This window comes from Klenkia brasiliensis (genome assembly GCF_900100695.1).
Lineage (GTDB): Bacteria > Actinomycetota > Actinomycetes > Mycobacteriales > Geodermatophilaceae > Klenkia > Klenkia brasiliensis.
The window spans coordinates 91,581-103,648 of sequence record NZ_FNCF01000002.1; the positions used below are offsets into that span (position 1 = coordinate 91,581).

Here is a 12,068-nt window from a genome sequence, read left to right on the forward strand (position 1 = left end):
GCCTGATTCGATCATCGACGGCGTGTGATCTGCGCCGTGGCACAGTCCGGGCGTGCTGTCCGACCCGCTGGTGCTGCGCAGCCGCGTGCTGCGCAACCGGCTGGTGTTCTGCGCGCACCTGACCAACCAGGCGCGCGACCGGCTGCCCTCGCCCGCGCACACCGCCTACTACGCGGCCCGGGCCGCCGGCGGGGCCGCGCTGGTCATCACCGAGGAGCAGGCCGTCGACCCGGCCGACCAGCCCTACGAGGGGGTCGTCGACGGCACCGACCCCGCCGTCGTCGACCGCTACCGCGAGATCGCCGCCGCGGTGCACGGCTCGGGCGCGCTGGTGGTCGCGCAGCTCAACCACAACGGCGGCCAGGGCAGCTCGCTGCACACCCGCGCCCCGCTGCTCGCGCCGTCCCCGGTCGCCGACCCGCTGTTCGGTGAGGTGCCCCGCGAGGCGACCCCGGCCGACCTGGCCGCCGTCGTCGCCGGGTTCGCCCGGGTCGCCGGGCACGTCCGGGACGGCGGGCTGGACGGCGTGGAGCTGCAGGCCTCGCAGTCCTCGCTGCTGCGCGCCCTGCTGGACCCCTCGACCAACCGGCGCACCGACGGCTACGGCACCGACCGCGCCCGGCTGCTGCTCGAGGTGGTCGCCGCCGTCCGCGGGGCCCTGGGTCCGGACCTGCTGCTCGGCGTCCGGCTGGCCACCGCCGAACCCGGGGGGACGACGACCGACGACGCCGTGGCCACCGCGCACCGGCTCGCCGCCACCGGGGCCGTGGACTGGCTGTCCACCACCACCGGCGTCGCCACCGCCTCGCTGCACCTGGTCGAGCCCTCGATGGCCGGCGGGCACGGGTACGCGCTGCCGCTGGCCGCCCGGCTGCGCACGGCGGGCCTGCCGGTCATCGGCGTCGGCCGGGTGACCACGCCCGCCGAGGCCGAGGCGGCGCTGGCGCACTGCGACCTGGTCGGGGTGGTCCGCGGCCAGCTCGCCGACCCCGACTTCGGCGCGAAGGCGCTGCGCGGCGACCCGGTGCGGGCGTGCACCGGCTGCAACGAGTGCACCGCGGGCATCGGCGCCGGCCTGCCGGTGCGCTGCGTGCAGGGCGTGCTCCCGGTGCCCGCCGTCCCGGCCCGGGCGCGGCACGTCGTGGTGGTCGGCGGCGGCCCGGCCGGCCTGCGCGCCGCCGCGCACGCCGCCGCCCGCGGCCACCGGGTGACCCTGCTGGAGGCGGCCGACCGGCTCGGCGGTGCGCTCGCCCTGGCCGCCACCGCGCCCGGCCGGGGCGAGCTGGCGGGGTTCGTCGAGGCCGACGTCCGGGCGTGCGCGGAGCACGGCGTCGACGTCCGCACCGGGGTGCGCGCCACCGCCGCCGACCTGGCCGACCTGCAGCCCGACGCCGTCGTCCTGGCCTGCGGCGCGTCCCCCGCCCGGCCGGCGTGGGCCGGGGACGCCGAGCGGGTGGCCGACGTCGCCGACGTGCTCGCCGGGGCGGCCGCGCCGTCCGGGCGGGTGCTGGTCGTCGACGAGCTGGGCGGCCCGCACGCCACCTCCACCGCCGAGCTGCTCGCCGCGCGGGGCTGCGCGGTCGAGGTGGTCACCGGCGCACTCGTCGCCGCGCAGCGGCTGGGCCCGACCCTGGACCGCGGCCCCTGGCACCGCCGGGCCGCCGCCGCCGGGATCGTGCAGACCGTGGAGCGGGTGCCGCTCGCCGTCCGGGACGGGGTGGTGACGCTGCTGCACCACCTGACCGGGGACGTCGAGGAGCGGGTGGTGGACTGGGTCGTGGCCGCCACCCACCCCGACCCCGTCCCGGGCCCCGCCGCGCCGACCGGCGTCGAGGTGCACCGGGTCGGCGACTGCCTCGCCCCGGCCGGGCTGGCGGTGGCCGTGGCGACGGCGGAGCGCGTGGTGGGGTCGTGGGCGGGATCCGGGGGCAGGGCGGAGCCGTGGTGAGGCTGGGGTCGGCACGGTCGCCGGAGCTCGACGGCCGACCGACCGTCGTCGTCCCGCTGGGGTCGGTGGAGCAGCACGGGCCGCACCTGCCGCTGGCCACCGACACCACCGTCGCCGCGGCGGTCGCCACCGGGCTGGTGGACCGGCAGCCCGACCTGCTGCTCGCCCCGGCCGTCCCCTACGGCGCGAGCGGCGAGCACGAGGGCTTCCCCGGCACCGTCTCGATCGGCACCGGGGCGCTGCGCACGCTGCTGGTCGAGCTGGGCCGCTCGGCCGGGCGGTGGGCCGGGCGGTTGCTGGTGGTCAACGGGCACGGCGGCAACCTCGACGCGCTGCGCTCGGCGGTCCCGCTGCTGCGGCACGAGGGTCGCGACGTCGCCTGGTTCCCGTGCGGCGTCCGTGGCGGCGACGCGCACGCCGGGCGCATCGAGACCTCGCTGGTGTTGCACGTGGAACCGTCCGCGGTCCGGCCGGAGCTGGCCGAGGCCGGCGAGACCGCCCCGGTCGCGCAGCTGCTGCCCCGGCTGCGCGCCGGCGGGGTGGCCGCGGTCAGCCCCAACGGCGTGCTCGGCGATCCCGCGGGCGCCTCGGCCGACGAGGGCGCGCGGATGCTCGCCGACCTGGTCGGCCGGCTGGCCGCGGCGGTGCAGGCCTGGGACGTCGGCGCCGACGGCAGGCTGACCGGGTGACCCTGCCCGCCCCGCCGGCCGACCGGCTGCCGGACGGGTTCCGGGTCGTGCTCGACCCCCGCACCCGGCGGCGGGACGGTGGCGCGGCCCTGCTCGGCGGCTCCCCGCTCCGGCTGCTCCGGCTGGCCCCCCGCGCCCGCGCGCTGCTGACCGGCGACGCGCTGACCGTCACCGACGCCACGACCGCGGCCCTGGCCGCGCGGCTGCTGGACACCGGCCTGGCCCACCCGGACCTGCCTCCCGTCGACCCGGCCGACGTCACCGTCGTCGTCCCGGTCCGGGACCGCACCGCCGAGCTGGACCGGCTGCTGCGCGCGCTGCGGGCCGACCTGCCCGACACCGCGTTGCTGGTGGTCGACGACGGCTCGGCCGACCCCGCCACCACCGCCGCCGTCTGCGCGGCCTCCGGCGCCCGGGTGCTCCGGCACGCGACCGCCCGCGGGCCGTCGGCCGCGCGCAACGTCGGCCTCGCCGCCGCGACCACCACCGCGGTCGCGTTCGTCGACTCGGACTGCGTCCCGGTGCCCGGCTGGCTGGGCGTGCTCGCCGCGCACCTCGCCGACCCCCGGCTCGCGGTCGTCGCCCCCCGCATCGTCGCCCTGCCCGCGGACCGGCCCGGCTGGGTCGGCCCCTACGAGGACGCCGTCAGCGCGCTGGACATGGGCCCGCGCCCCGCGCCGGTCGCGCCGCTCACCGGGGTCTCCTACGTGCCCAGCGCGGCCCTGCTGGCCCGCCGCACCGCGCTCGGCGCCGGCTTCGGCGAGGACCTGCAGGTCGCCGAGGACGTCGACCTGGTCTGGCGGCTGGCCGCGGCCGGCTGGCGGGTGCGCTACGACCCGGCCGCCCGGGTCGCCCACCAGCACCCCGCCCGCACCTGTGCCTGGCTGCGCCGCCGGGCCTACTACGGCACCGGCGCCGCCCTGCTCGCGCAGCGGCACGGGACCGCCGTCGCGCCGGTGGTCATGTCGCCGTGGTCGGCCGTCGCCTGGGGCCTGGTGCTCCTGGGCGGGAGGCCCGGGGCGCTGGCCGCCGCCGGGGTGCTGGCCGGAGCCACCGCGAAGCTGGCCCCGCGGCTGGGGGACCCCCCGCCCACCGGGCTGGCCGCCACCCTCGTCGTCCGCGGGTCGTGGTCGGCCGGGCGCACCCTGGCCCGGTCGGTGACCCGGCACCACTGGCCGGTCGTCGTCCCCCTGCTCGGGTCCCGGCGGGTCCGCCGGCTGGTCGCGGCGGCGGCCGTCGCCGACGCCGCCGGCGCGTGGTGGCCGCACCGGCGCGAGGTCGGCCTGCTCCGCTTCGCGGCCGGACGGCGGCTGGAGGACCTGGCCTACGGCGCCGGTCTCTGGCGCGGGGCCCTGGCGGCACGCGGCGTTCGCGCGCTGTTGCCCGCCCGGCCACGCTGACCCGGGAACAAGACCAGCCGGTCCGGGCTTGCCCCTCCCGTGCCACCTCCCCAGCCCGCGCTCAGCCCGCTCAAGGTCACCCTGGTCCTGGGTGCCTTCGTCGCGCTCGGCCCGCTGACCATCGACCTCTACCTGCCGGCGCTGCCCACCATCGCCACCGACCTGATGACCACCGACGCGGCGGTGCAGCTCACCTTGACCGGCACCTTCGCCGGCCTGGCGCTCGGCCAGCTGGTGCTCGGCCCGCTGTCGGACGCCGTCGGCCGCCGCAAGCCGCTGCTGGCGGGCACCGCGCTGCACGTGCTGGCCTCGCTGCTGATCCTCGTCGCCCCGACCGTCGAGGTCCTCGGCGTGCTGCGGGTGCTGCAGGGCATCGGGTCCGCGGCCGGTGCGGTGGTCGCGCTCGCCGTGGTCCGCGACCTGTACTCCGGCCGCGCCGCGGCCAGCCTGCTGTCCCGGCTGTTCCTGGTGATCGGCGTGGCGCCGGTGCTGGCCCCGACCCTGGGCGGTGAGCTGCTGCGGTTCACCTCCTGGCGCGGCCTGTTCGTCGCGCTGGCCGTCATCGGCACCGCCTCGCTGGTCGCGGTCGCCCTCACGCTGCCCGAGACCCTGCCCGCCCAGCACCGCCACCCGCTGCGCCTGCGCCGCACGGTGGTCGACTACGGCCGGCTGTTCCGCGACCGCGCCTACGTCGGCCTGGTGCTCGTCGCCGGCCTGGTCATCGCCGGCCTGTTCAGCTACGTCTCGGGCGCCTCCTTCGTGTACCAGCAGCAGTTCGGCCTCGACGAGCAGCAGTTCGGCCTGCTGTTCGGCGCCGGCGCGGTGTTCCTGATCGGCACCACCCAGCTCAACCCCGTGCTGCTGCGCCGCACCTCCCCGCAGGTGCTGCTGTCGGTCGCCGTGCTGGCCGGGCTGGCGTCGGCGGTGCTGCTGGTCGTCATGGCCGCCACCGGGGCCGGCGGCCTGTTCGGCGTCGCCGTCCCGCTGTGGCTGGTGCTCGCCAGCGCCGGTCTCGGCATGCCCAACGCGCCCGCGCTCGCGCTGTCCCGGCACGGCGAGGCCGCCGGCACCGCGGCCGCGCTGCTCGGCGCGGTGCAGTTCGGCGTCGGCGCCGCCGTCTCCCCGGTCGTGGGCCTGCTCGGCAACGACGCCCTCGCGCTGGGCTCGGTCATCCTGGTCGCCTCGGCGCTGGCCGTGCTGGTCCTGTTCGTGGTGGTGCGGCCCCGCACGCTGCCCGACGTCGACGAGCCCGCCCAGGTCGAGCGGACCGCCGACGCCGAGGTCCCTGGCGTGATCGCCCGGTAGCGGTCACCATGGCGGTGACATGAGCCACCGGGCAGCGCGGCCCCGGGTGACCGCGTGACCGCGGTCAACCCGTGGCTCGCGCTGCCCGACGGCGCCCCGGGTCCGCTGCTCACCCGCCGGCTGCGGGCCGCCCACGAGGCGCTGGTCACCCGCGGGCGCCCGCCGCGCGCCGGGCAGGACGTCCGCCCGGTGGTGCTGGACTCCTGGCGGCGCAGCCTGGCCGGCGGGGTCGACCCCGACGCGGTGGCGGCGCCGGTGGACCTGCTCGACGACGACCTGGTCACCTACCGCGACGCCCACCCGCTGGCCGCCGTCATGCCGGTGATCCGCCGGCTGCTGGTCGCCGACGCCGAGGCCGACAAGATGATCGTGGCGGTCGCCGACGCCGCCGGGCGGATCCTCTGGGTCGAGGGCGACCGGCGGCTGCGCAGCCAGGCCGAGGGCATGCACTTCGTCGCCGGGTCCCGGTGGAGCGAGGACGTCGTGGGCACCAACGCCCCGGGCACCGCGCTGGCCCTGGACACCCCCGTGCAGATCTTCGGCAGCGAGCACTACAGCCGCACCGTGCAGCCCTGGAGCTGCTCGGCCGCCCCGGTGCACCACCCCGTCACCGGCCAGCTGCTGGGCGCCATCGACGTCACCGGGGGCGACCACGTCGCCAGCCCGCAGGTGCTGACCCTGGTCCGCGCCACCGTCGCCGCCGCGGAGTCCGAGCTGCGCTGGCTGCACCGCGAGCAGCTCGCGGTCCCGGCCGCCCCGCCGCGCCCCCGACCGGCGCCCCCGCTGCTGGAGGTCCTCGGCCGCGAGCGGGCCCGGCTGACCACCCCGGACGGGCCGGTCGAGCTCTCGCTGCGGCACTCCGAGCTGGTGCTGCTGCTGGCCGAGGCCGCCGTCGCGGGCGGGGGCCGCACCGCCGACCAGCTCGCCGCCGAGGTGCACGCCGGCGACGCCGCCGCGGTCACCGTGCGCGCCGAGCTGTCCCGCCTGCGCAAGCTGCTCGGCGAGGAGCTGCTCGCCTCCCGCCCCTACCGGCTGACCGCCCCGCTGGACACCGACCTCGACCAGGTGCGCCGGATGCTGGCCCGCGGCGCGGTGGCCACCGCGCTGGAGCGCTACGCCGGGCCCGTGCTGCCGCGCTCGGAGGCGCCCGGGGTGCGCGCCGCCCGGGCGCGGCTGTCCGGGTCGCTGCGCGCGGCCGTGCTGCGCACCCCGCGGCCGGACCTGCTGCTGCGCTGGAGCCGGCTCCCCGAGGCCGCCGAGGACGCCGCCGTCTGGCAGGCGCTGCTCGACGTGCTGCCGCTGAGCTCACCCCGCCGCGCGGCTGCGGCCAACCACCTGCTCCGGCTGCGCCGCTCCCCCCGCCGCCCCTGACGCCCGGCCGGCCGCGCTGGCATGCTCGGGCCACGTGACCGCCACCGCGACCCGTCCGACGGCCACCCGCCGCGCCGCCCTGGCCATCGCGGTGCTCAGCTGCGGCGCCGTCGCCATCGGCATCAGCGAGTTCGTGGTCATGGGCCTGCTGCCCGAGATCGCCCGCGGGGTGGACGTCGACATCCCCACCGCCGGCCACGTGGTGTCGGCCTACGCCTTCGGCGTCGTCGTCGGCGCCCCGGTCATCGCCGCCACCGCCGCCCGGCTGCCCCGCAAGGGCCTGCTGGTCGGGCTGCTCGCCGCGTTCCTGGCCGGCACGGTGCTCACCGCCGTCGCCCCCGGCTACGGCACGCTGCTGGCCGCCCGCTTCGTCGCCGGGCTGCCGCACGGCGCCTACTTCGGCGTCGCGTCCCTGGTCGCGGCGTCCCTGGTGCCCCCGGAGGCCAAGGGCCGCGCGGTCAGCTCGGTGATGCTCGGGCTGTCGGTGGCCACCCTCGCCGGCGTGCCCGCGGCCACCTGGCTGGGGCAGACCCTGGGCTGGCGGGCGGCGTTCGTGGCGGTGCTCGCCGTCGCCGTCCTCACCCTGCTGGCGGTGCTGGCCGTCGTGCCGCGCACGCCGGGCAACCCGCAGGCCACCGTGCGCTCCGAGCTCGGGGCGCTGCGCCGGCCCCAGGTGTGGCTCACCCTCGGCGTCGCCGTCGTCGGGTTCGGCGGCTTCTTCGCCCTCTACGCCTACATCGCCCCGCTGACCACCGAGGTCGCCGGCGCCCCGGCCGGCGCGGTGCCGCTGGTCCTGCTGGCCTTCGGGGTCGGCGGGGTGCTGGGCACCGTGCTCGGCGGCAAGCTCGCCGACGTCGCGCTGTTCCGCTCGCTGGTCTGGTCGATGGTGGGCACCGGCGTGCTGCTCGGCGCGGTGTACGTCGGCTCCCGGTCGGTGGTGTCGCTGCTGGCGCTGGCCCTCTGCATCACCGTGGTCACCTCGGTGCTGGTGGTGACCCTGCAGCTGCGGCTGATGCAGGTCGCCCGCGAGGCCGAGCTGCTGGGCGCCGCGCTCAACCACTCGGCGCTCAACGCCGCCAACGGGCTGGGCGCCCTGCTGGGTGGCTGGGTGATCGCCTCCGGGTGGGGCTACCAGTCCACCGCGCTGGTCGGCGTCGTCCTCGCCGTCCTCGGCCTGGGTGTGCTGGCCTGGTCGGCGGCGCTGCGCCGCCGCGTGCCCGACTGACCTGCAACGCGCTGCAACGTTGCCCGCCGCCGTCGGTGCGGCCCCGTCGACCAGCATCCTCCGCAGCTGCGGATCCAGCCCCGCCCCGGCCCCGCATCGACGGATGGGGACCCCGACCAGCGGGAGGTAAGTGTGGCCTAAGAAGTGTGTCCGTCGGCACACTCGTCGCAGGTGGCGGGAGACCGCCGTCACACGACCCTGCAACGAGGCGGAGGATCAATGACGCAGATCAGCGTGCGGGTCGACGGGGCGTCCTACGCGGACGACGTCGAGCCCAGGACACTCCTGGTCCACTACCTGCGGGAACAGCTGGGGAAGGTCGGCACGGTCGTCGGCTGCGACACCAGCAACTGCGGCGCGTGCACCGTGCACCTGGACGGCGAGAGCGTGAAGTCCTGCACCGTGCTGGCCGTGCAGGCCGACGGCAGCGAGGTCACCACCATCGAGGGCATCGCCGAGGGCGGCGAGCTGCACCCGATGCAGCGGGCGTTCCACGAGAAGCACGGGCTGCAGTGCGGCTACTGCACGCCCGGGATGATCATGGCGTCGATCGACCTGCTCAAGAACAACCCGAACCCCAGCGAGGCCGAGATCCGTGAGGGCATCGAGGGCAACCTCTGCCGCTGCACGGGCTACGTGAACATCGTCCGCGCGGTGCAGCAGGCCGCCGGCGAGATGAGCAGCACGGCGGGAGCACAGGCATGACCCTCACCGAGGACCCGACCACCACCGCGGACGGCCCGGCCAAGGAGGTCGGCAACGCCCGTCTCCGCAAGGAGGACGCCCGGCTGATCACCGGGAAGACCACGTGGACCGACAACATGGTCCTGCCCGGGATGCTGCACATGGCGTTCCTGCGCAGCCCCGTCGCCCACGCCACGATCAGCCACCTCGACGTCAGCGCCGCGAAGGACCGCCCGAACGTCGTCGCGGTCTACACCGGGCAGGACTTCAAGGACGAGCAGGGCACCATCCCCTGCGCCTGGCCGGTCACCCCCGACATGGTCAACCCCGGCCACCCCTCGATCGCGGTCGACACCGTGAACCACGTGGGCGAGGCCGTGGCCATCGTGGTGGCCCGCACCCGCACCGCCGCGGTCGACGCCGTCGAGGCCATCGACGTCGACTACGAGAACCTCCCGGTCGTGCTGGACATGGAGGAGGCGGTCAAGGACGGCGCCGACCTGGTGCACGCCTCCACCTCGTCCAACACCAGCTACCACTTCGTCTTCGACGCCGGCGAGGCCGGCACCGGCAGCGACACCGACGCCGCCTTCCGCGACGCGGAGGTGACCGTCTCCCGCCGCTTCGTGCAGCAGCGCCTCATCCCGGCGTTCATGGAGCCCCGCTCGGCGGTCGTCGGCGTGCAGGGCGACAACTACACGCTCTGGTCGGCCACCCAGATCCCGCACATCCTGCGGGTCATGGGCGCGCTGACCACCGGCATCCCCGAGCACAAGCTGCGCGTGGTGGCCCCCGACGTCGGCGGCGGCTTCGGCGGCAAGCTGCAGGTCTGCCCCGAGGAGATCCTGGCGCTGCTGGTCGCCCGCCGGCTGGGCAAGCCGGTCAAGTGGACCGAGACCCGCTCGGAGTCCCTGATGACCGCCCACCACGGGCGCGACCAGATCCAGTACATCGACGTGGCCGCCAAGAAGGACGGCACCGTCACCGGCCTGCGCGTGCGGCTGCTGGCCGACATGGGCGCCTACCTGCGGCTGATCACCCCCGGCGTCCCGGCGCTGGGCGCGTTCATGTTCCCGGGCATCTACAAGTTCCCGGCCTACCGCTTCGAGTGCGACGGCGTGTTCACCAACAAGGTCCCCACCGACGCCTACCGCGGCGCCGGCCGGCCCGAGGCCACCTTCGCCATCGAGCGGATCATGGACGAGCTGGCCGTCGAGCTGGACATGGACCCGATGGAGCTGCGCCGCAAGAACTGGATCAGCGCCGAGGAGTTCCCCTTCACCACGGTGGCGGGCCTGGAGTACGACTCCGGCGACTACGAGCAGGCCACCCAGGCCGCGCTCGAGCTGCTCGGGTACGACGAGCTGCGCGCCGAGCAGAAGCGCCGCCGCGAGTCCGGAGACCCGGTGCAGCTGGGCATCGGCATCTCCACCTTCACCGAGATGTGCGGCCTGGCCCCCTCCCGGGTGCTCGGCTCGCTGTCCTTCGGCGCCGGCGGCTGGGAGCAGGCCTCCATCCGGATGCTGCCCACCGGCAAGGTCGAGGTCGTCACCGGCTCCACCCCGCACGGGCAGGGCCACGAGACGGCGTGGAGCCAGATCGTCGCCGACGAGCTGGGCGTGCCGTTCGAGGACGTCGAGGTGCTGCACGGCGACACCGCGATCTCCAGCCGCGGCCTGGACACCTACGGCTCCCGGTCCCTGGTCGTCGGCGGCACCGCCGTGGTCAAGGCCGCGGAGAAGGTGGTCGCCAAGGCCCGCAAGATCGCCGCGCACCTGCTCGAGGCCAGCGAGGACGACCTGGAGTTCAGCGGCGGGAAGTTCTCCGTCAAGGGGACGCCGGGCGCCGGGCTGGGCATCCAGGAGATCGCCCTGGCCATCTTCGCCGCGCACGACTACCCGGAGGGCATCGAGCCCTCCATCGACGCCGAGGCCGCCTTCGACCCGGTCAACTTCTCCTTCCCGCACGGCACCCACCTGTGCGCGATGGAGGTCGACACCGAGACCGGCTTCGTCACGATCCGCAAGTACGCCTCGGTCGACGACATCGGGACGATCGTCAACCCGATCATCGTCGAGGGCCAGATGCACGGCGGTCTCGCCCAGGGCATCGCACAGGCCCTCTACGAGGAGGCCATCTACGACGCCGACGGCAACCTGACCACCGGCACGTTCGTGGACTACCTGCTGCCCTCGGCCGCCGACCTGCCGACCTTCCACACCGGGAACACGGTGCACGCGGCGACGTCGAACCCGCTGGGTGCCAAGGGCGTCGGCGAGGCCGGGTGCATCGCCAGCACCCCGGCGGTGGTCAACGCCGCGCTGGACGCCGTCCGGCACCTGGGCGTGACCGACATCCGGATGCCGCTGACCCCCGAGCGGGTCTGGCGGGCCATCCACCAGGGCGGTGACGGCGGCGACCGCGCCGCCGAGGGCAGCAACGCCTACGGCGGTGCCCGCACGACCGAGTCCGGCATCGAGGAGGCAGCCCAGTGATCCGCGGAAACGACTTCGGAGTGGAGCCATGATCCCCGCGTCGTTCGCCTACGCCCGCCCCACCAGCGTCGACGAGGCCCTGCAGGCCATCGCCGCCGGCGGCGAGGACGTGAAGATCATGGCCGGTGGGCAGTCGCTCATCCCGGTCATGCGGCTGCGGCTGGCCGCCCCGGAGACCGTCGTCGACCTGACCAGGGTGACCGAGCTGCGCGGCGTCCGGGAGGACGGCGACTCGCTCGTCATCGGGGCGATGACCACCCACTCCGACATCCTCCGCGACCCGCTCATCGCGCAGTACGGGAAGCTCATCGCCGAGGCGACCGAGACGGTGGCCGACCCCGCCGTCCGGCACCGCGGCACCTTCGGCGGCGCCCTGGCGCACGCCGACCCGGCCGGGGACCTGCCGGCCGTGGCCCTGGCGCTGGACGCCGAGTTCGTCATCGCCGGTCCCGGCGGTGCGCGGCGCTCGGTGCCGGCCTCGGCGTTCTTCGTCGACTACCTGACGACGGCGCTGGAGGAGGGCGAGCTGCTCGTCGAGGTACGGGTGCCCAAGCTGGGCGAGGGCTGGGGGGTGCGGTACGAGAAGTTCAACCGCGTCGCCCAGGCCTGGTCGATCGTGGCCGTCGCCGCGGCCGTCCGCCGTGAGGGCTCGACCATCGCCGAGGCCCGCATCGGGCTGACCAACATGGGCTCCACCCCGCTGCGGGCGACCGCGACGGAGCAGGCCCTGGTCGGCGCCGACGTCAGCCTGGAGACGGTCACCGCGGCGGCCGCGCAGGCCGCCGAGGGCACCGAGCCCAGCAGCGACCTCAACGCCCAGGCCGACTACCGCCAGCACCTCGCCCGGGTGCTCACCGGACGAGCGGTGCGGGCAGCCGCCGGGCTGTAGCGTCGGCCACAGGCTCCAGGCAGTTCCCCCGGACCCGGCCGGTCCACCCCGCAACGGGTGGG

General features: G+C 76.3%; 9 protein-coding genes. All 9 read left to right on the plus strand.

The genetic code is table 11. From position 1 onward, the window contains the following. Nucleotides 1-52: 52 nt before the first annotated feature. The 9 genes from BLT39_RS04800 to BLT39_RS04840 all read left to right on the plus strand — a co-directional run bounded on the left by BLT39_RS04800 (nucleotide 53) and on the right by BLT39_RS04840 (nucleotide 12,006). A complete protein-coding gene (locus BLT39_RS04800) occupies nucleotides 53-1,948 on the plus strand; it encodes an oxidoreductase (protein WP_207507622.1) in 1,896 nt (631 codons plus the stop codon). Next, entirely contained in the window at nucleotides 1,945-2,637 is a 693-nt protein-coding gene (gene mftE / locus BLT39_RS04805; RefSeq protein ID WP_091061689.1) for a mycofactocin biosynthesis peptidyl-dipeptidase MftE, read from the plus strand. The genes BLT39_RS04800 and mftE overlap by 4 nt, the downstream gene beginning before the upstream one ends. After that, nucleotides 2,634-4,037, plus strand: a complete 1,404-nt coding sequence (gene mftF / locus BLT39_RS04810; RefSeq protein ID WP_091059764.1) for a mycofactocin biosynthesis glycosyltransferase MftF — start codon at nucleotides 2,634-2,636, stop codon at nucleotides 4,035-4,037. Before mftE ends, mftF begins: the two co-directional genes overlap by 4 nt. A 39-nt stretch (nucleotides 4,038-4,076) precedes the next feature. Further along, a complete protein-coding gene (locus BLT39_RS04815) occupies nucleotides 4,077-5,342 on the plus strand; it encodes a multidrug effflux MFS transporter (protein ID WP_091059768.1) in 1,266 nt (421 codons plus the stop codon). Nucleotides 5,343-5,396: 54 nt separating this feature from the next. Then, nucleotides 5,397-6,713, plus strand: a complete 1,317-nt coding sequence (locus BLT39_RS04820; protein ID WP_091059771.1) for a sigma-54-dependent transcriptional regulator family protein — start codon at nucleotides 5,397-5,399, stop codon at nucleotides 6,711-6,713. 34 nt (nucleotides 6,714-6,747) lie between these two features. Continuing rightward, nucleotides 6,748-7,938, plus strand: coding sequence for an MFS transporter (locus BLT39_RS04825; RefSeq protein WP_242658167.1), 1,191 nt, complete (start codon nucleotides 6,748-6,750; stop codon nucleotides 7,936-7,938). Nucleotides 7,939-8,157: 219 nt separating this feature from the next. Next, entirely contained in the window at nucleotides 8,158-8,643 is a 486-nt protein-coding gene (locus BLT39_RS04830) for a (2Fe-2S)-binding protein (protein WP_091059780.1), read from the plus strand. After that, the gene (locus BLT39_RS04835) at nucleotides 8,640-11,117 is read left to right on the plus strand and encodes a xanthine dehydrogenase family protein molybdopterin-binding subunit (protein WP_091059782.1); all 2,478 of its coding nucleotides are present in this window, start codon (nucleotides 8,640-8,642) and stop codon (nucleotides 11,115-11,117) included. Before BLT39_RS04830 ends, BLT39_RS04835 begins: the two co-directional genes overlap by 4 nt. Before the next feature lie 28 nt (nucleotides 11,118-11,145). Further along, nucleotides 11,146-12,006, plus strand: coding sequence for an FAD binding domain-containing protein (locus BLT39_RS04840; RefSeq protein WP_091059786.1), 861 nt, complete (start codon nucleotides 11,146-11,148; stop codon nucleotides 12,004-12,006). The last annotated feature ends 62 nt before the right edge of the window (nucleotides 12,007-12,068 follow it).

Excerpts from the sequence above, each read along its gene's own strand:
- BLT39_RS04830 (WP_091059780.1), top strand. The coding sequence starts at position 8,158 with ATGACGCAGATCAGCGTGCGGGTCGACGGGGCGTCCTACGCGGACGAC.
- BLT39_RS04835 (WP_091059782.1), top strand. The coding sequence starts at position 8,640 with ATGACCCTCACCGAGGACCCGACCACCACCGCGGACGGCCCGGCCAAG.
- BLT39_RS04840 (WP_091059786.1), top strand. The coding sequence starts at position 11,146 with ATGATCCCCGCGTCGTTCGCCTACGCCCGCCCCACCAGCGTCGACGAG.